15 protein-coding genes are annotated in these 18492 nt (G+C 75.1%); 4 read left to right on the top strand and 11 right to left on the bottom strand.

Annotated elements, in window-relative coordinates:
- Positions 1–67: 67 nt before the first annotated feature.
- Complete coding sequence (locus AB0M97_RS29215; RefSeq protein WP_365963989.1) at positions 68–1192, bottom strand: winged helix DNA-binding domain-containing protein; 1125 nt, start codon at positions 1190–1192, stop codon at positions 68–70.
- 212 nt (positions 1193–1404) lie between these two features.
- Between AB0M97_RS29215 and AB0M97_RS29210 the strand changes: the two genes are divergently transcribed.
- Entirely contained in the window at positions 1405–2304 is a 900-nt protein-coding gene (locus AB0M97_RS29210; RefSeq protein ID WP_365963988.1) for a polysaccharide pyruvyl transferase family protein, read from the top strand.
- A 178-nt stretch (positions 2305–2482) separates the two neighbouring features.
- Here AB0M97_RS29210 and AB0M97_RS29205 read toward each other — a convergent pair whose 3' ends face one another.
- The 5 genes from AB0M97_RS29205 to AB0M97_RS29185 are packed head-to-tail and all read right to left on the bottom strand — an operon-like array spanning position 2483 to position 7064.
- A complete protein-coding gene (locus AB0M97_RS29205) occupies positions 2483–3379 on the bottom strand; it encodes a glycosyltransferase (RefSeq protein WP_365963987.1) in 897 nt (298 codons plus the stop codon).
- Positions 3376–4431: a glycosyltransferase gene (locus tag AB0M97_RS29200; RefSeq protein ID WP_365963986.1), complete on the bottom strand. Its 1056-nt coding sequence runs from the start codon at positions 4429–4431 to the stop codon at positions 3376–3378. Before AB0M97_RS29200 ends, AB0M97_RS29205 begins: the two co-directional genes overlap by 4 nt.
- A complete protein-coding gene (locus AB0M97_RS29195) occupies positions 4425–5399 on the bottom strand; it encodes a glycosyltransferase family 9 protein (RefSeq protein ID WP_365963985.1) in 975 nt (324 codons plus the stop codon). The genes AB0M97_RS29200 and AB0M97_RS29195 overlap by 7 nt, the downstream gene beginning before the upstream one ends.
- Before the next feature lie 52 nt (positions 5400–5451).
- Complete coding sequence (locus AB0M97_RS29190) at positions 5452–6441, bottom strand: glycosyltransferase family 9 protein (protein WP_365963984.1); 990 nt, start codon at positions 6439–6441, stop codon at positions 5452–5454.
- A complete protein-coding gene (locus AB0M97_RS29185; RefSeq protein WP_365963983.1) occupies positions 6438–7064 on the bottom strand; it encodes an HAD family hydrolase in 627 nt (208 codons plus the stop codon). Before AB0M97_RS29185 ends, AB0M97_RS29190 begins: the two co-directional genes overlap by 4 nt.
- Positions 7065–7977: 913 nt before the next feature.
- On the opposite strand from AB0M97_RS29185, the gene AB0M97_RS29180 reads away from it, so the two are divergent.
- On the top strand, positions 7978–8418 hold the full coding sequence (locus AB0M97_RS29180) for an SRPBCC family protein (protein WP_365963982.1): 441 nt from the start codon (positions 7978–7980) through the stop codon (positions 8416–8418).
- 58 nt (positions 8419–8476) lie between these two features.
- Here the strand turns inward: AB0M97_RS29180 and AB0M97_RS29175 are convergent, their stop codons facing one another.
- From AB0M97_RS29175 to AB0M97_RS29155, 5 genes are all read right to left on the bottom strand, one after another.
- Positions 8477–9628, bottom strand: a complete 1152-nt coding sequence (locus AB0M97_RS29175; protein ID WP_365963981.1) for an XdhC/CoxI family protein — start codon at positions 9626–9628, stop codon at positions 8477–8479.
- 49 nt (positions 9629–9677) lie between these two features.
- Positions 9678–11135 (bottom strand): NCS2 family permease, encoded by a 1458-nt coding sequence (locus AB0M97_RS29170; protein WP_365963980.1) that lies wholly within the window; start codon positions 11133–11135, stop codon positions 9678–9680.
- Positions 11136–11307: 172 nt separating this feature from the next.
- Entirely contained in the window at positions 11308–13695 is a 2388-nt protein-coding gene (locus AB0M97_RS29165; RefSeq protein ID WP_365963979.1) for a molybdopterin cofactor-binding domain-containing protein, read from the bottom strand.
- Positions 13696–13697: 2 nt separating this feature from the next.
- Entirely contained in the window at positions 13698–14276 is a 579-nt protein-coding gene (locus AB0M97_RS29160) for a (2Fe-2S)-binding protein (RefSeq protein WP_365963978.1), read from the bottom strand.
- Positions 14276–15166, bottom strand: a complete 891-nt coding sequence (locus AB0M97_RS29155; protein WP_365963977.1) for a xanthine dehydrogenase family protein subunit M — start codon at positions 15164–15166, stop codon at positions 14276–14278. Before AB0M97_RS29155 ends, AB0M97_RS29160 begins: the two co-directional genes overlap by 1 nt.
- A gap of 355 nt (positions 15167–15521) precedes the next feature.
- Here AB0M97_RS29155 and AB0M97_RS29150 point away from each other — a divergent pair, with 355 nt between their 5' ends.
- Both AB0M97_RS29150 and AB0M97_RS29145 read left to right on the top strand, forming a co-directional pair.
- Positions 15522–17195 (top strand): PucR family transcriptional regulator ligand-binding domain-containing protein, encoded by a 1674-nt coding sequence (locus tag AB0M97_RS29150; RefSeq protein ID WP_365963976.1) that lies wholly within the window; start codon positions 15522–15524, stop codon positions 17193–17195.
- A 153-nt stretch (positions 17196–17348) separates the two neighbouring features.
- Positions 17349–18131 carry a hypothetical protein gene (locus tag AB0M97_RS29145; RefSeq protein WP_365963975.1) on the top strand — a complete coding sequence of 261 codons (783 nt, stop codon included), beginning with the start codon at positions 17349–17351 and terminating at the stop codon, positions 18129–18131.
- Positions 18132–18492 lie beyond the last annotated feature (361 nt).

The raw sequence follows: 18492 nt of genomic DNA, 5'->3' as shown, positions 1-18492 counted from the left end.
CCACGAGCGGCCCGCAACGTCCCCTCTCCACGTCCGCGCGGAACCGGTCCGCCGCGCGTCGCCGCCCTCACTGCCGTACGGTCCCGAAGCGGATGTCGTACGGCGTGTCCGGGTGCAGGACGCGCAGCATGCGGTCCGCCTCGGCGAGCGTCTGATCCCGCTCGGTCCTGCTGAGCGTGCCGAAGGGTTCGATGACGAGGGCGTCGGCCGTGAGCCGCCACAGCCCCGCGAGGAAGCCGTCGACCAGCAGCGCGCAGTGGGAGACGTTGCCCTGCCAGGTGCTGCCCCGGTGGGCGGGCGGGATCACCCGGGTGCGGTCGGCGTGGGACAGCAGCAGGTTGTCGAACTCGGGCAGGAAGCGGGGCGGCGCCGGGGTGTCCGGGTCGGGGCGCGGCGCGTCGGGCAGGTCGAACAGCTCGACGCCTTGCTCGTCCCGGAAGGTGAGCAGCTCCGGGCGGAGCCGCTCGAACGCGTCGCGCAGCCGGGTTAGTCCGGCCCAGGTCTGTGTGTCCTTCACGGACGCCGGCCCGAACGCGGCGAGGTGGCGCAGGACGACGGCCTCCGGCTCGGGGGCGGGTTCGGCGGGGCGGCCCAGCCAGTGCTCGGCGGTGGTGAGGCGCACCTGGCCACTGCGGCCCCACAGTCCGCGCGGGGTGACCTGGACGAGCGGCAGCGTGCAGCGCGCGGCGACCGCCAGCGACTGCGGGTCGGCGTCCGGCCACCGCGCCGACAGCGCCTCCCGCAGCTGCTTCATGGTGCGCGGCTCGGCCTCGACCAGCTCACGGGCCAGTCGGGCGAGCCGGTCGAGGTCGACGCCCTGAAGTCCCTTGCGGAACGCGCTCAGTTCGCGGTCCCGGGCGGGCTGCACCAGGGGGCGCAGGGTGAGGCAGTCGTCGGCGGTGTGGGTGTGGAGGGTGGACCGCAGGGTGACGATGCGGACGGCCTCCCGGCGGGCCATCAGATCCGACAGCTCCCGCGGTTCGAAGCCGTCGAGGCGGGCGGCGAGGGCGTAGTACGGCGGCTTGACGTTCTGTGCCTGAAGCCCGACGAGGTGCGCCACGGCGTCCGCGGCGGTCATGCCGGCCCGCTCCAGCAGGAGCTGCCGGGCGAGCGTGGCGCGGTTGAGGGCACGGGGTCCGAGGACGGGCACGTCGCCGCGCCGGGAGGCCGGGGTGCTGGTGCGCTTCGTCATGAGGGGAACGCTAGCGAGGATCGAGGACAGGTTCTGTCCTCGATCGGGGGGCGGGGTTGCCCGGGGTCGGGCGGGACGGGGACCACGCGAGGGTCGCCCTGCGCTCGGGTGGGGCCGCCCGCCCCGGCCCGGGGTCACCGGACCGGACCTGCGTGATTGCCGATCCCCGGCACGGGGCACCCGGCCGCACTGTGGAGCGCGGACGGGTTCTCGTGGCCGGGTGGTTCAGCTTCCTGCACGGGGAGGCGACCGCCGGGGACGTGCTCGCCCTGCACCGGGTCGAGGACGTCCTGCGGCGGGCCGGGATCGGCCACGACGTGGTCTGGAGCCCCGGTTTCCGGCCGGACGCGCCGCACCTGGACGATGTGCGGCCCGCCGCGTACACGCACCTGGTGTTCGTGTGCGGGCCGCTGCACGGGCCGCAGATCGAGGACCTGCACCGGCGTTTCGCGCACTGCGTGCGCATCGCCGTCGGCACCTCCGTGATCGACCCCGGCGGGCCCGCCGTGACCGGCTTCCACCGGGTACTGGCCCGCGACGGCGCCCCGGGCACCGTGCCCGGCCCGGACCTCGCGGCCCGCGCGCCCGGCCTGCCGGCCCTGCCCGTCGCCGGGCTGATCCTCACGCACGGGCAGCACGAATACGGCCCGCGGCGGCGGCACGAGCAGGTCGCCGGCGCCCTCACCGGCTGGCTCGCCGGGCGGGACTGTGCGCGCCTGGAGCTGGACACGAGGCTCGACGCGCACGACTGGCGGCTGTGTGCCACGCCCGCCCAGCTGGAGTCCGTACTGACCCGGCTGGACCTCGTCGTCACCGACCGGCTGCACGGCCTGGTCCTCGCCCTGCGCGCCGGAGTCCCGGCCCTGGCCGTCGACCCGGTGGCGGGCGGCGCGAAGGTCACCGCCCAGGCCCACGCCTGCGGCTGGCCGGCCCTGGTCCCCGCCGAGCGTCTGGACGCGGCCCGGCTGGAGCGGTGGTGGCACTGGTGCCTGACGGACGGCCGCCGGGCCGCCGCCGAGACCCGCGAACGGTTCCGGGGGGCCGGGGCGGCAGCGCCGCCGGACGCCGCGGACGGCCTGCTGGCGGCGCTGGAGGGACGGGTGGCGGCATGACCGGCGGGACCACGGCCCCGGGCGCGAGGGGCCGCGCCGGGGTCGGCCGCCGTAGCGGCGGGCCGTCGAACGGCTCGGGGGGCGGCCTGTGCCGAGGTCGGCCCACCTGGCGGCGGGGCGTCCAGCGGCTCTAGGCGGTCCCATGCCGGGGTCGGCCCGGGTGACGGCGGGCCGGGGCTCAGCCCACGTAGCGGCGGGCCGTCGAGCGGCGTTGGGTCTCGTCCAGCAGCCGCAGCCGGGACTCGACCGGCGGCGGCAGTACCCGGCGCTCGCGCAGCACCCACGGGATCGCCGCCGCGGCCTCGGCGAAAGCCCGCAGCGACACCGTGTCGCGCGGCACCGTACGGGCCAGGTACAGGGTGCGGCGCAGGGCGGGGCCGGGCGGCCGGCGCAGCCAGGTGGACCACAGCGTGTTGCGGATGCCGTGCGCCCGGCGCAGCCTCGCGTCCCGCACCACGGACGCCTGGTGGTGGATCGCCAAGTGGTCGGCGTACGTCAGCCACCAGCCCCCGGCCGCGAGGTCCGCCGCGAGCAGTTCCTCCTCGCCGCCCAGCCACAGCCGCGGATGGAAACCGCCGGCGGACCGGAAGGCGTCGGCGCGCAGGACGGTCGCGGCGGCCAGGAAGGAGCCGAGCGCCGGGCCGGGCAGCCAGTCGGGGCGGGGCAGCGGGGAGTCGCGCAGCTCCTCGGTGATCGGATCGTCCGTGCCGTCCGGTTCCACGATGATGCGGGCCGTGACCGTGGCGAGCGCGGGATGCCGGTCCAGCAGGTCCGCCGCACCGGACAGCGCGCCGGGCGCCCACCACGAGTCGTCGTCGCAGAACGCCACGTACGGCGTACGGACCCGCCGTACCGCCAGGTTCCGGCCGACCGCGCCGAGGTTGCGGCCGGGGCGCAGCAGCCGTACCTGGGGATGGTGGCGGGCCACGGCGCCCGCGGTGCCGTCGGTGGAGGCGTTGTCGGTGACGATGACCGGTGGCTTCTCCGGGAGTTCGGCGAGCCGGTCGAGGGTGCGCAGGAGTTCGGGGCGCCGGTTGTGGGTGATGACGACGACGGTGGTGCGCGGGTCGGTCATGCGGGGTCTCCCGGGGTGCCGTCGAGGAGGCGGACGGCGTGTTCCAGGTACGGGGGCAGGGTCCTGCGGGCCCGCAGGGCCGCCGGCAGCCGGGCGAGGGCCTCGCGCAGGGCGCGCCGGGCGTGCGGGTCGTGGCATGCGTCGGCCGCGAGGTCGCGGGTGCGGGCGAGGACGTACGGCAGGGGGCGGCGCAGCCAGGCGGTGAGGAGTTCGTTGCGGCGCTGGACGGCCACCCGGCCGGGGCGCGGGCCGCCGGTGCCGGGGTGGTGGTGGGCGACGACCTCGGGGCAGTGGGTGACGCCCCAGCCGCGGGCGGCGAGGTCGTAGGCGAGCAGGGACTCCTCGCCGCCGAAGAACAGCACCTGGTGGAAGCCGCCCGCGTCGAGGTAGGCGGTGCGGCGGACGACGGCGGCGCAGGCGAGGAAGCCGAGGACCTGGGTGCCGGGCAGGTCGGTGGCGGGGCCGAGGGGCGAGGCGGCGAGCACGTCGTTGAGCGGGTCGGGGTCCTGGTCGGGGCCGACGAGGGTGCGGGCGGCGAGCAGCCCGAGCCGGGGATGCGCGTCGAACAGCCGGGCCGCCTCGGCGAGCGCGCCGGGCGCCCACCAGGAGTCGTCGTCGCTGAACGCCACGTACGGCGTGCCGATCGAGCGGACGCCGTGGGTGCGGGCGAGGGCGCCGCGGTTGACCGGCAGGGCCAGGACGCGGACCTGCGGGAAGTCGCGTGCGAGCAGGGCGCGGGTGTGGTCGGTGGAGGCGTTGTCGACGACCAGGACGGGGGGCCGCTCGGGGAGCGCGAGCAGGTGCCGCAGGGTGCCGGCGAGGCCGGCGGCACGGTTGCGGGTGGCGATGACGACACCGACGGTCGAGTCCCGTACGGGGTTGCGGGCGCTCGCGCCCCTGGGCGAGACCCGTACGGGGTCGTCCCCGGCCACATCCCCGGGTGAGAGCCGTACGGGGTCGTCCCCGGCCACGCCCGCGGGCGCGGGCTGCTCCGGCGGATGCGGGCGGGTTCTCCGGGCGCGGTCGTAAGGGTGGTCCATGGCGATCAGCAAGCCGTCGGTGTGTGCGGGGCGGGCAGCGGAAGACTGTTGAAGGCGTGCACGACGTCCTCCGGGTGCAGGCGGAGCAGGGCGGGGTCGGGGCGGGTGCCGTGCGGGTCGCCGTCGGGGCCGGGGTGCCACAGGGCACGGTGGCGCGGGTCGGCGGGCGGGCCCCAGCGGCTCGGCGGCACCGGGCCGAACAGCGTGACGGACGGTGTGCCGTGGGCGACGGCCAGGTGGGCGATGCCGGTGTCGCCGCTGAGCACGGCGCGGGCGCCAGCGACGAGCGCGGACAGCCGGTCGAAGGGCGGCCCGCCGCCGAACACGTCGTCGTCCGCAAGGCCCGCCCGGGCGGCCAGGTCGGCCACCAGGCCGTCCTCGTCCGCTCCCCCGGTGATCACGACCCGGTGCCCGTCGGCGCGCAGGGCCGCCGCGACGGCCGCGTACCGGTCGACGGGCCAGCGCCGGGCGGGTGCCGCGGCGCCGGGGTGCACGACGACCGCGCCGGGCGCCGGGGACGGCACGGGCGGCGGCGGCAGCCGCAGGTCGGCGGGGTCGGCGTCGATGCCGTACGACTGGAGCAGCCGGCACCAGCGGTCGCGTTCGTGTTCCTCCGGGCGCCAGTCGGGGCCGTCGATCTCCGGGGTGTCCGGGTGGGCGAAGGCGAGCAGGCGCCGGGGGCGCAGCGCCATGAGGAGGCGGTGGCTGGGCGGGCCGTTGCCGTGCAGGTCGACGGCGGTGTCCGGGGGCGGGCCGGTCCAGTCGAGGGTGCGCGGCACGGCACGGCCGGGGGCGGACGCGGGCAGCAGCCGGTCCACGGCGCCGCTGGCGGCGGCGACCGGGGCGAGGGCAGCGGGCGCGGCCAGCACCAGTTCGTGGTCCGGGTGGGCGCGGCGCAGGGCGCGGAGCGCGGGGACGCCGGCGAGGAGGTCGCCGAGTCCGAGGGCGCGCAGGACGAGGAGGCGGGGTGCGTGGGTCATCGGGCCGCGCCTCCTGCCGCCCGGGCGAGCCGCAGGTCCGGGAGGGGGATCCTCATGCCTCCCCCATCAGCTTCTCCACGGACGTCACGACGTCCTGTGCGGTGACCGTCTCCAGGCACGGGTGGCCCGGCACGGGGCACTGCCGGGCCCTGCTGCCCGCGCAGGGCGCGTCCTGGTCGCCGAGCAGCACATAGGGGACGCCGTAGGGCCGCCAGCGCTCGGCGGGGACCACCGGGGAGAACAGGGACACCACGGGGGTGCCGACGGCGGCGGCGAGGTGGGCGGGGCCGGTGTTGCCGGTGACGACGACCGTGGCGCGTGCGAGGACCCCGGCGAGTTCCGCGGCGCCGGTGCGCCCGCCGAGGTCGAGGCCGTGCCCGCCGGCGACGTGGGCGGTGAGGTCGCGTTCGCCGGCGCCGCCGGTCACCACCACGCGGTGCCCGGCGGCGGTCAGCTCGCGCACCGCCTGGGCGCAGCGGTCCGGGCTCCAGGCGCGGGCGGGCACGGCGGCGCCGGGGTGCACGGCCACGTACGGCTCCGGGCCGGTCGTCCCCGTGGTGTCGGGCGGGGGCAGCACCCGCAGCCGCCCGTCGTCGGGTCTCGGGAACCCGGCGGCCTCGGCGAGGTCGAGCGCGGCCTCGGCCTCGTGGGCGTGAGGGGCTCTGCGGTGGCGTACGTCGAGCAGGGAGCCGGGGTAGTCCACGCTGTCGGCGGCGATGTGCCGGACGCCGGCCAGCCGCAGCAGCAGGGCGGTGGGCAGCGGTGACTGGTGGTAGGAGGTGAGGACGAGCGCGGTGTCGGCGTCGATGGCGCCGAGGAGTTCCTCGATCTCGCGGCGCTCGACGGGCGGCGGCGTGAACCCGGCCCACGGGGCGTCCCACACGAGGACCTCGTCGACGCCGGGCAGCAGCCGCGCGGCGGGCGCTCCGCGCGGCCCGCACAGCAGGGTGACGGTGTCGGCGCGGGCCGCGACGGCCCGGACGGCGGGCCCGGCGAGCAGGACGTCACCGAAGCTGTCGAGCCGCGTGACCAGGGCTCTCACGGCCGCCCCCGGTGGGGTCGGGGCCCTTGGCCGCCGTCCCCGTCCGGCGCGGGCGCGAACGCCTCCCGCAGGGGCCGCTCGTCGGCCAGGACGTGACCGGTCGGGGGGCCGTTCAGCAGGGCGCGGACCGCGGTCAGGAGGTCGGGGGCCACGTGCGGGGCGGCCGTCGTCTCCTCCGGGCGGGTCTCGGGGGTGGGCACGAGGATGCCGCGGGCGCCCGCGCGGCGGGCGGCCTCCACGTCGGCGCCGATGTCGCCGATCACCGCGCAGTCGGCGGGTGCCGTGCACACCCGGCCCGCCGCCCACAGGACGAGGCCGGGTTCGGGCTTGCGGCAGTGGCAGCCGTCGTCGGGGCCGTGCGGGCAGATCGCCCATACGTCGAAGGGGCCGAGGAGTTCGTCCACGCGGGCGTTGACGCGGCGGACGTCGGCGTTGGTGAGCAGCCCGCGGGCGATGCCGGACTGGTTGGTGACGACACCGGTGCGGATTCCGCGCTCGCGCAGCAGTTCCACTGCCTCGCGGGCGCCGTCCACGGGCCGGACGAGATCGGGGTCGCCGTTGTAGGGGACGTCCTCGACCAGAGTGCCGTCACGGTCGAACAACACGGTACGAACAGGACTCACGAAGCCACCACTTCCTGCCACGAGGCGGCATCCCGGTGCCGCCGATTCCCGAACGGCCGGTGCGCCGCCACAGCGGCCGGGGCGCCCGGACCGGCCACCAGTGCGCTGCGGACAGAACTCACGGAGCCACCTCCCGCCATGGCACAACGCCACCGCGCCACCGCTCCTCCCGCAACCGGTGCGCCACCGCAACGGCCGAAACGGATGAAACGGCCGAGGCGCCCGCGCCGGTCACCGGCACGGCCCCCACGCCGTACGGCACGGCGCGAACAGCGCTCACCGAGCCACCTCCCGCCACGGCGCGGCATCGCGGTGCCGCCCCTCCCCGCGCAACCGGTGCCAGGTAGCCGCGGATGGGGAGAGCGCGCCGGTCACCGGCATGGTGGTGATCCCGTACCGGGAGCGCGGCCCGCGGGCGATGCGCGCCCACGCGCATGCGGCGGTGCCGGCCACCCGGCCGAGTGCGGCGGCAGCGGCGGACCGTGGCCGCCCGGCGGCGGCGAGGGCGCACGTGGCGGCCCCGGCGGCGGTGATCGCGGCGGGGCGGCGGATGCGCCCGCGCGGCGCGACCGCCCCGGGCCACCGGTCGGGTCCGTGCGGAGTCGGAGCACTCCGGTGCATCGGTGTCGAGGCCGGAGCGGACGACGAGGCCGGCGGCCGGACCGTGGATCAGGGCGTCGATGCCGAGGATGCGCATGCGGGGTGCTCCCGTGCCGGGTGCGGTGGGACTCCGGTTCCAGCGGGTGCCGCGGGGCGGCTGTCTCAAACACGTGGAGACGGCTCGGCCCGTAGGGGACCGTTCCGGCCCCTTTTACTGCACCCTTTTGAGCGGTCCGGTGGGTATCCAGGGCGTGCCCGGTGTGCCGGGCGGGTGAGCCGGGCGCGGCGGCCCCGGCTTCCCTACGATCGTCCCGTGGTCACCTTCCTCGTCGAACGCACGGCTGCCCTCCCGCTCGCCGAGGCCTGGCGCCGGCTCACCGAGTGGCCGCGGCACGGGGCGGTGGTCCCGCTGACGCGGGTCACCGTGCTCACGCCGCCGCCCACCGCCGTGGGCACGGTGTTCGTGGCCCGCACGGGCGTCGGTCCGCTGTCGTTCGCCGATCCGATGGAGGTGACGGTCTGGCGCCCGCCGCGCGGCGACGATCCCGGTCTGTGCCGGCTGGAGAAGCGGGGCCGGACGGTCACGGGCTGGGCGGAACTGGAGGTCCGCCCCGGTCCTGGCGGCCGGACCCGGGTCCTGTGGCGGGAGGAGATCGGCGTCCGCTTCCTGCCGTCGCTGTTCGACGCCGTACTGCGCGGCACGGCCCACCGGGTGTTCGGCCGGGCGGCGAACCGCCTCCTCACCATGGCGTGAGCCGGCCCGCAGGGGCCGGTGCGGTCCTGATGCGCCCCCGCAGCCGGGGCCGCCCGACTCACGCGACCGAGTCGATACGCCCCGTCGGCCGCGGCGGCGCGTCGTGGTGGATCGGGGTGTGGGCCCCCGTGAGGGACACCCCCGTGCCGCCGCGGCGGCCGGCGACGATCTCCGCCGCGATCGACAGGGCCGTCTCCTCGGGCGTGCGGGCGCCGAGGTCGAGGCCGATGGGCGAGCGCAGGCGGGCCAGCTCCAGGTCGGTGACGCCCACCTCGCGCAGCCGGCGGTTGCGGTCCAGGTGGGTGCGGCGGGAGCCCATCGCGCCGACGTACGCGACCGGCAGCCGCAGGGCGAGCTTCAGCAGCGGTACGTCGAACTTGGCGTCGTGGGTCAGCACGCACAGCACGGTGCGCGCGTCGACCCGGGTGCGCTCCAGGTACCGGTGGGGCCACTCGACGACGATCTCGTCGGCCTCCGGGAAGCGTGCCCGGGTGGCGAACACCGGCCGCGCGTCGCACACGGTGACGTGATGGCCGAGGAACTTGCCGACGCGGACCAGCGCCGACGCGAAGTCGATCGCGCCGAAGACGATCATCCGGGGCGGCGGAACGGACGACTCCACCAGCACGGTGAGCGGCGCTCCGCAGCGGGAGCCCCGCTCGCCGATCTCCAGGGTGCCGGTGCGGCCCGCGTCCAGGAACGCGCCCGCCTCCGCCGCCACCGTGCGGTCCAGCTCGGGGGCGCCGCCGAAGCCGCCCTCGCAGGACCCGTCGGGGCGCACCAGCAGCGCGCGGCCCGTCAGTTCGGCGGGCCCGGACACGATCCGGGCCAGGGCCGCCGTGCCCCCGTCGGCGGCCGTCGCCAGCGCTGCCGTGACGACCGGGCGGGCGGGGTCGTCCGCCCGTACCGGGGTGACCAGGACGTCGATGACGCCGCCGCAGGTCAGGCCCACGGCGAAGGCGTCGTCGTCGCTGTAGCCGAAGCGCTCCAGGACGGTCCGGCCGTCCTGGAGCGCCTGCCGGCACAGCTCGTACACCGCGCCCTCCACGCAGCCGCCGGAGACCGAGCCGATGGCCGTGCCGTCGGCGTCGACCGCGAGCGCGGCGCCCGGACTGCGGGGCGCGCTGCCGCCGACGGCCACCACGGTGGCGACGGCGAAGTCACGGCCCTGCCCGGCCCACCGGTTCAGCTCCTCGGCGATGTCCAGCATCTGTCGGTCCTCCTTGGGGCGGCGGTTGTGCGGCGGGCCCGGGGTGTCCCTAGTGGACGCCCAGCCAGCTCTCGATCGGGTTGAGGGCGAAGTACACCAGGAACACGGCCGTCAGGACCCACATGAAGGCGCCGATCTCGCGCACCTTGCCCTGCGCGGTCTTGATGGCGACGTAGGAGATGACGCCCGCGGCGACACCGGTGGTGATGGTGTACGTGAACGGCATCAGGACGACGGTGAGGAACACCGGGATCGCGGTGGCCCGGTCGGCCCAGTCGACGTGCCGGGCGTTCATCAGCATCATCGCGCCGATGACCACCAGCGCGGCCGACGCGACCTCCTGCGGCACGATCGCCGTCAGCGGGGTGAAGAACAGGCAGGCCGCGAAGAACAGGCCGGTGACGACCGAGGCGAGGCCGGTGCGGGCGCCCTCTCCGACGCCCGTCGCCGACTCGATGAACACGGTCTGCCCGGAGCCGCCGGACACGCCGCCGATCGCGCCGCCCGCGCCGTCGACGAACAGCGCCCTGGACAGGCCCGGCATGCGGCCCTTGTCGTCGGCGAGCCCGGCCTCGGTGCCGACGCCGATGATGGTGGCCATCGCGTCGAAGAAGCCGGCGAGGACGAGCGTGAAGACGATCATGCCGACGGTCATCGCGCCGACCTCGCCCCAGCCGCCGAACTCCACGTCCCCGAAGAGCGAGAAGTCGGGCGCGGACACGGCGCTGCCGGGCAGTTCGGGCGCGCCGGCCGCCCACTGCCTGGGGTCGACGACGCCGGCCGCGTTCAGCACGGCCGCGACGACGGTGCCGGCGACGATGCCGATGAGGATGGCGCCGGGGACGTTCCGCGCCTGGAGCATGAAGATCAGCAGCAGGGTGCCGGCGAACAGCAGGACCGGCCAGCCGGCCAGTTCACCGGCCGGGCCGAGCGTGACCGGGGTGGCCTTGCCCTGGTGGACGAAGCCGGACTTGTAGAAGCCGATGAGGGCGATGAACAGGCCGATGCCCATGGTGATGCCGTGCTTGAGCGCGAGCGGGATCGCGTTCATGATCATCTCGCGCAGGCCGGTGACGACCAGCAGCATGATGACGACGCCGTACATCACGCACATGCCCATGGCCTGCGGCCAGGTCATCGTGGGCGCGACCTGGGAGGCGAGCACGCCGGAGACGGAGAGCCCGGCGGCGAGGGCGAGCGGCACCTTGCCGATGAAACCCATCAGCAGGGTGGTGAGGGCCGCCGCGAACGCGGTGGCGGTGATCAGGGCCTGCTGGCCGAGCGTGTTGCCGGCCGCGTCCTTGCCGGACAGGATCACCGGGTTCAGCAGGAGGATGTACGCCATCGCCATGAAGGTGGTGACGCCGCCGCGCACTTCGCGCGCGACCGTGGATCCGCGCAGGGATATGTGGAAGTACCGGTCGAGCCAGGACCTGCCGGCCGGGACGCGGGTGCCTTCGCCCGCGTCGTCGGCGGCTGTTCTGGGCTCCAGGGACTGCTGGGTCATGTGGGGCCTACTCCCAAGGTTCACAGGGACACCCGCTGGTTGCCGTCGGCGGTTGCGGGATTTGGGAAGGTGCTGCGGCCGCACGACCCGGGGGACGGCCCGAGGCGAACGATCTGAGTGCTCCGGGCGGCGCGGGAGTGTGTGACGTTCCGTGCGCCGCCCGGAGGGTCTGTCACGCGGTTCCGGTGAGGTGTTCCGGACGGACCGGCGTGCGGTTGAGCTCCAGGCCCGTCGCGTTGCGGATGGCCGCGAGGACCGCCGGCGTGGACGACAGGGTGGGGGCCTCGCCGATGCCGCGCAGCCCGTACGGCGCGTGGTCGTCGGCGAGTTCGAGCACGTCGACGGGGATGGTCGGCGTGTCGAGGATGGTGGGGATGAGGTAGTCCGTGAAGGACGGGTTGCGCACCTTCGCCGTCTTGGGGTCGACGACGATCTCCTCCATCACGGCGACGCCCAGGCCCTGGGTCGTGCCGCCCTGGATCTGCCCGATGACGGACAGCGGGTTGAGCGCCTTGCCGACGTCCTGCGCGCAGGCCAGTTCGATGACCTTGACCAGGCCGAGTTCGGTGTCGACCTCGACGACGGCGCGGTGCGCGGCGAAGGAGTACTGGACGTGCCCGTTGCCCTGCCCGGTGCGCAGGTCGAAGGGCTCGGTGGGCCGGTGCCGCCACTCCTCCTCGACCTCGACGGCCTCGCCCTCGAGGACGTCCACCAGGTCGGCGAGGACCTCGCCGCCGTCGGTGACGACCTTGCCGCCCTCCAGCACCAGGTCGGCCGTGGCCCAGGCGGGGTGGTAGGAGCCGAACTTGCGGCGCCCGATCTCCAGCACCCGTTCGCGCACCAGCTCGCAGGCGTTCTTCACGGCGCCGCCGGTGACGTACGTCTGACGCGACGCGGACGTGGAGCCGGCGCTGCCCACCTCCGTGTTGGCCGGGTGGATGGTGACCTGGGTGACGCCGAGTTCGGTGCGGGCGATCTGGGCGTGGACGGTGACGCCGCCCTGGCCGACCTCCGCCATGGCCGTGTGGACGGTGGCGACGGGCTCGCCGCCGACGATCTCCATGCGGACGCGGGCGGTGGAGTAGTCGTCGAAGCCCTCGGAGAAGCCGACGTTCTTGATGCCGACCGCGTAGCCGACCCCGCGTACGACGCCCTCGCCGTGCGTGGTGTTGGACAGGCCGCCGGGCAGCTGCCGTACGTCGGCGCCCTCGCTGGACTCCCACTGGCGCTCCGGCGGCATCGGCATCGCCTTGACGCGGCGCAGCAGTTCGGCGACCGGGGCCGGGGAGTCGACGGGCTGCCCGGTCGGCATGATCGTGCCCTGCTCCATGGCGTTGAGCTGCCGGAACTCCACCGGGTCCATGCCGAGCCTCTTCGCCAGCTTGTCCATCTGCGCCTCGTAGGCGAAGCACGCCTGGACCGCGCCGAAGCCGCGCATGGCGCCGCAGGGCGGGTTGTTGGTGTAGAGGGCGATGGCCTCGATGTCGACGTTGTCGACGACGTACGGGCCGACGGACAGTGAGGAGGCGTTGCCGACGACGGCCGGGGAGGCGGAGGCGTAGGCGCCGCCGTCCAGCACGATGCGGCACTTGAGGTGGGTGAGCTTGCCGTCCTTGGTCGCGCCGTGCTCGTAGTACAGCTTGGCCGGGTGGCGGTGGACGTGCCCGAAGAAGGACTCGAAGCGGTTGTAGACGATCTTGACGGGCTTGCCGGTGCGCAGCGCGAGCAGGCAGGCGTGGATCTGCATCGACAGGTCCTCGCGCCCGCCGAACGCGCCGCCGACGCCGGCCAGCGTCATGCGCACCTTCTCCTCGGGCAGGCCGAGGACGGGCGCGATCTGGCGCAGGTCGGAGTGGAGCCACTGGGTGGCGATGTAGAGGTGGACGCCGCCGTCCTCCTCGGGTACGGCGAGGCCGGACTCGGGGCCGAGGAAGGCCTGGTCCTGCATGCCGAAGGTGTACTCGCCCTTCACGATCACGTCGGCCCGTTCGCGGGCCTGCTCCACGTCGCCGCGGACGATGGGCTGGCGGTGCACGATGTTGGGGTGCGGGACGTGCCCGGCGTGGTGGTCGTCGCGGCCCTCGTGGACGAGGATCGCGTCCGGCGCGGTCGCGGAGGCCTCGTCGGTGATGACGGGCAGCTCGCGGTACTCCACCTTGATCTTGGCGGCGGCGCGGCGGGCGGTCTCGGGGTGGTCGGCGGCGACGATGGCGACGGGCTCGCCGTGGTGGCGCACCTTGCCGTGCGCGAGGACCGGGGTGTCCTGGATCTCCAGGCCGTAGTTCTTCACGTCGGTCGGCAGGTCGTCGTACGTCATGACGGCGTAGACGCCCGGGGTGGCGAGGGCCTCGGCCGTGTCGATGGAGACGATCTCGGCGTGCGCGACGGTGGAGCGCAGGATCTGGCCCCAGAGCATGTCCTCGTGCCACATGTCGGACGAGTACGCGAACTCGCCGGTGACCTTCAGGGTGCCGTCGGGGCGGAGGGTGGACTCGCCGATGCCGCCCTTGGTCTTCGACCCCTGGGTGATCTTCGTCGGGGTTCCGCTGGGGGACGCCATGATCAGACCGCCTCTCCCTGCCGGGCGGCCGCCAGGCGGACCGCGTCCATGATCTTCTCGTAGCCGGTGCAGCGGCACAGGTTGCCCGACAGCGCCTCGCGGATGTCCGCGTCGGTCGGGTTGGGGTTGCGCTCCAGCATCTCGTCGGCGGCGACCAGCAGGCCGGGCGTGCAGAAGCCGCACTGCACGGCGCCGGCGTCGATGAACGCCTGCTGGACCGGGGAGAGTTCGATGCCTTCTCCGGTGTGGGAGTCCTGGCCCTTGGCGGCCCAGCCCTTGGCCTCGTCGAGGGAGGTGCCGCAGGCGCCGCTCGCGCAGCCCTCGGCGCGCTGCCTGGCGAAGTCGGCGAGGCCCTCGACGGTGACGACCTCGCGGCCCTCGACCTGCCCGGCGGCGACGAGGCACGCGCACACCGGCACCCCGTCGAGGCGGACGGTGCACGACCCGCACTCGCCCTGCTCGCAGGCGTTCTTCGAGCCGGGCAGGCCGAGCCGCTCGCGCAGCACGTACAGCAGGGACTCGCCCTCCCACACGTCGTCGGCTTCCTGCGGACGTCCGTTGACAGTGAAGTTGACGCGCATTACGCAGCTCCCTCGGTGGTGCGGCGGGCGCCGCGGTACGACTCCCAGGTCCAGGTCAGCGTGCGGCGGGCCATGACGCCGACCGCGTGGCGGCGGTAGCTCGCGGTGCCCCGGACGTCGTCGATCGGGTTGCAGGCGGCGGCGCACAGGTCCGCGAACTGCTTGGCGACCGACGGGGTGATGATCTTCCCGTTGTCCCAGAAGCCGCCCTCTTCGAGCGCCGCGTTCAAGAACTCCTCGGCGGTCCGGGCCCGGACGGGCGTCGGCGCGGCCGAGCCGATCCCGGTGCGCACGGTCCGGCTGTCCGGGTGCAGGGCGATCCCGAAGGCGCACACGGCGATGACCATGGCGTTCCTGGTGCCCACCTTGGAGTACTGCTGCGGCCCGTCCGCCTTCTTGACGTGGACGGCGCGGATCAGCTCGTCGGGCGCCAGCGCGTTGCGCTTCACCCCGGTGTAGAAGTCGTCGATGGGGATGAGGCGCGATCCGCGCACCGACTCCACCTCGACCTCGGCGCCGGCCGCGAGGAGGGCGGGGTGGGCGTCGCCGGCCGGGGAGGCGGTGCCGAGGTTGCCGCCGACGCCGCCGCGGTTGCGGATCTGCGGGGAGGCGACCGTGTGGGAGGCGAGGGCGAGGCCCGGCAGCTCGGCGCGCAGGTGGTCCATGATCTTCGTGTACGGGACGGAGGCACCGAGCCGCACGCTCCCCTCGCCGACCTCCCACTCGTAGAGGTCGCCGATGCGGTTCAGGTCCAGGAGGTACTCGGGACGCCGATGGTCGAAGTTGATCTCGACCATCACGTCGGTGCCACCCGCAATCGGCACAGCGGTGGGGTGCTCGGCCTTCGCGGCGAGCGCCTCCTCCCAGCTGGCGGGGCGAAGGAAGTCCATGACCGGCTCTCTTCTTCGTCTTGTGGGTCGTACAGATTGAGCCAATCCGTGTGCGGCGGGCGAGGCTCGTTCATGTGCTGTTAACGCCAAGTGGGGTCAGTACACAGCGCGCTGCTCCATCGGGGTCAGTCACGGAAACCATGAAGGAGTTGGCTGGCCAGGCAGGGCATCTTGTAGATTCGTATGAACGGAGGTCATCAGAAACCTCCCCGTTCTCCTGTGGCAACGCGAGAAACACCCGCGTGACCTGGAGCACGCGTCCGCAGACGGCGAGCAGCGCTCACCCGCCGCCGGACGGGTTCCCCTCCCACCCCACCCCACGAACATTTCGAGACAAAGAACGGCGGCGACGAGAATGCGGCTGCGCGCACTGCTGGACACCGACGCGCTGGGCCTCAGGCTGCTCGGCGGCGAGGACGAGCTGGACCGCACCGTACGGGGTGTGATGACCACCGACCTGCGGGACCCCAGCCGCTATCTCTCGGGCGGGGAACTGGTGCTCACGGGCCTGGCCTGGCGCCGGGACGCCGCGGACTCCGAGCCCTTCGTCCGGATCCTGGCGCAGGCCGGCGTGACCGCCCTGGCGGCCGGCGAGGCGGAGCTCGGCGACGTCCCCGACGACCTGGTCGCGGCCTGCGCCCGGCACCGCCTGCCGCTGTTCGCGGTGCACGAGTCGGTGGCGTTCGCGACGATCACCGAGCACGTCGTACGGCAGGTGTCCGGCGAGCGCGCCGGGGACCTCGCGGCGGTGGTGGACCGGCACCGCCGGATGATGACCTCCGGCCCGGCGGGCGGCGGCCCGGACGTCGTCCTCGACCTGCTCGGCTCCGACCTGGACCTGCGGGCGTGGGTGCTCTCCCCCACCGGGCGGCTCATCGCCGGCCCGAAGGTCGCGGGCCCGGCGCTGCCCGCGGAGGTGTGCGGCCGGCTGGCGGCCGAGCACCTGTCGGCGACCCGCACCGGCCGGCGCGCCCCGCACCGCGTCCTGCTGGCGGGCACCACGTACTCGCTGTTCCCGGTCCGCAGCACGGGCCGCGCCCCGCAGGCCGCCCAGGACGTCCGCGACACGGTGCTGTCCGACTGGCTCCTCGCGGTGGAGGCGGACGCGGGCGACTGGCCGGAGGAGCGCCTCGACCTGGTGCACGGCGTGACCCAGCTGATCTCGGTCGAGCGGGACCGCCGGGAGGCGGCCCGCACGGTCCGCCGCCGCCTGGCGCAGGAGGTGCTGGAGCTGGTGCAGACGGGCGCGGCGCCGGCCGAGATCGCGGCGCGTCTGAGGGTCGCCGCGCCGGTACTGCTGCCCGGGCTCGGCGCGGCCCCGCACTGGCAGGTCGTGGTGGCCCGCGTCGACTGGCAGGGCGGCGACGCGCAGGAGGGCCCGGCGGCCCAGACGCTGCTGGAGGAAATCCTGGTCGACCCGCTGTCGACGGGCCCGGAGCCCTCGGACCGCATCGCGGTCGCCCACACGGGCGAGGAGGCGGTGGCGCTGGTGCCCCTGCCCGCCGTGTCGGCCGAACACGACGGCTCGGAGGCCGGGATCGTCGCCGACACGCTGCTGGAGTCCGTACGGGACCCGCTCTCCTCGGGCCTGGGCGAGGACGGCCGCGTCACGCTGGGCGTCAGCGCGGCGGTGCACTCGGCGGAGGGCCTGCGCGGTGCCCTGGAGGAGGCCCGGCACGCCAGACGCGTCGCCGCGGCCCGGCCGGGCCGGGTGTGCGCCGCGGGTCACCAGGAACTAGCCTCCCACGTCCTGCTGCTGCCGTTCGTCCCGGACGACGTGCGCCGCGCCTTCACCGCGCGCCTGCTGGACCCGCTGCGCGACTACGACCGCCGCCACCGCGCCGAGCTGATCCCCACCCTGGAGGCGTTCCTGGACTGCGACGGCTCGTGGACGCGCTGCGCGACCCGGCTGCACCTGCACGTCAACACGCTGCGCTACCGGGTCGGGCGAATCGAGCAGTTGACGGGCCGTGACCTGGCCCGCCTGGAGGACAAGCTGGACTTCTTCCTGGCGTTGCGCATGAGTTGAAACCACCCGCGAGTGACAGGACGGGGACGGCGCGCCCCCCGCTGTACCCAAACTTTGTGAATTCCTTCACCCACCCTCTTGGCCGGGCCGGGCGATTCGTGCTGAGATGCCGCCACCACTCAACAGCTCGACGGCGTGCTCGGGGAGGGCAACGTGGCGCATACCGCCATGTCTGGTAACGGAACGACCGCCGGTGACGATCCACTCCAGACCGCGGTATGGCGGCTGCGCTCCCGCGCATGCTGGGCCGACGCGGCAGCCCTGCTGACACCGGACACCGCGGGGGCCGCGCTGCAGCGGGCCGCGCTGCTGGTGGAGCGGTGCCTGTACACCGAGCAGGGCTGGGAGGAGGCGGAGGACGCGCTGCGCACCGCCGAGGCGCTGGCCCACACCGACGAGGAGCGCGGGGCCGCGGCGTGCGAGCGGGGCCAGCTCGCGTACGCGTCCACGCTGCACACCGTGCGGGACCGGGCCGACGAGGCGAGGGCGGCGCTGGGACGGGCGGCGGCGCTGATCCCGCCGGGCTCGCCGGGCCGGGCGCTGCTGGACTTCCGCCGGGGGCTGCTGGCGGAGAACCTCACCGGCTCCCCGCAGGCCGCCCGCGCCGCGTACCGCAGGGCCCACGCGGGCGCGACGGCGCACTCCAATCCGCTCCTGCTGTCCTTCACCTGGCGGCACCTTGCCGGACTCGCCCTGCGGGACGGGGAGTTGGCGGAGGCGCGGCACGGGTTCGCGGAGTCCCTGCGGATCCGGGAGGAGCTGGGGTATCTCGTCGGTACGGCGCCGGCGCTGGCGTCCCTCGCGGACACGGAGCCGGAGCCGGAGGCGGCCCGCCTGCGCGAGGAGGCCCGCCGGCTGTTCCGCCTCCTGGGCGGCGTGCCCACGTGGCTCTCCCGCCAGCTGGCTCCACCGGCACCGGATGCGGGGGCGGCGTAGCGGGGGTTTGCCTGACCGGGGTCGCGCAGCTCGGCGCGGGCGTGAGGGTGCCGGGGTTGCCGAGCCACCCGGCGTTGCGGTGCCCGCCGGGGGTTGCGCGGCCCGGCGCCGACGGGTTGCCGCCCGCGCCCACCCTCCCGCATCGCCCCGGCGGCACGACTGCCCGCGGAAAGACGGACCGCAGCCGTCCGTCACCCACCGGTCCCGCGCGAGCGGGGCCTTGTGTGGTCCGGAAGGGCACCGGGCCGCAGTCGCCGACGGCGAGAAGGGGCCGTGTCGGGGGGTGTCCGCCCGCAGCGGTTGGCGCGTCCGCGCCGGTCCCTTCACGGCCCACCGATTCCGCGCCGTTCCGAGGACGGAC

Source organism: Streptomyces sp. NPDC051207 (assembly GCF_040682395.1).
Taxonomy (GTDB): Bacteria; Actinomycetota; Actinomycetes; order Streptomycetales; family Streptomycetaceae; genus Streptomyces.
This window is presented reverse-complemented; position numbering and strand designations above follow the sequence as displayed.

Coding starts and splice junctions, on each gene's coding strand:
- AB0M97_RS29215 (WP_365963989.1), bottom strand. CDS start 1,192: ATGACGAAGCGCACCAGCACCCCGGCCTCCCGGCGCGGCGACGTGCCC.
- AB0M97_RS29165 (WP_365963979.1), bottom strand. CDS start 13,695: ATGGCGTCCCCCAGCGGAACCCCGACGAAGATCACCCAGGGGTCGAAG.
- AB0M97_RS29175 (WP_365963981.1), bottom strand. CDS start 9,628: ATGCTGGACATCGCCGAGGAGCTGAACCGGTGGGCCGGGCAGGGCCGT.
- AB0M97_RS29150 (WP_365963976.1), top strand. CDS start 15,522: ATGCGGCTGCGCGCACTGCTGGACACCGACGCGCTGGGCCTCAGGCTG.
- AB0M97_RS29205 (WP_365963987.1), bottom strand. CDS start 3,379: ATGACCGACCCGCGCACCACCGTCGTCGTCATCACCCACAACCGGCGC.
- AB0M97_RS29170 (WP_365963980.1), bottom strand. CDS start 11,135: ATGACCCAGCAGTCCCTGGAGCCCAGAACAGCCGCCGACGACGCGGGC.
- AB0M97_RS29195 (WP_365963985.1), bottom strand. CDS start 5,399: ATGACCCACGCACCCCGCCTCCTCGTCCTGCGCGCCCTCGGACTCGGC.
- AB0M97_RS29155 (WP_365963977.1), bottom strand. CDS start 15,166: ATGGACTTCCTTCGCCCCGCCAGCTGGGAGGAGGCGCTCGCCGCGAAG.
- AB0M97_RS29160 (WP_365963978.1), bottom strand. CDS start 14,276: ATGCGCGTCAACTTCACTGTCAACGGACGTCCGCAGGAAGCCGACGAC.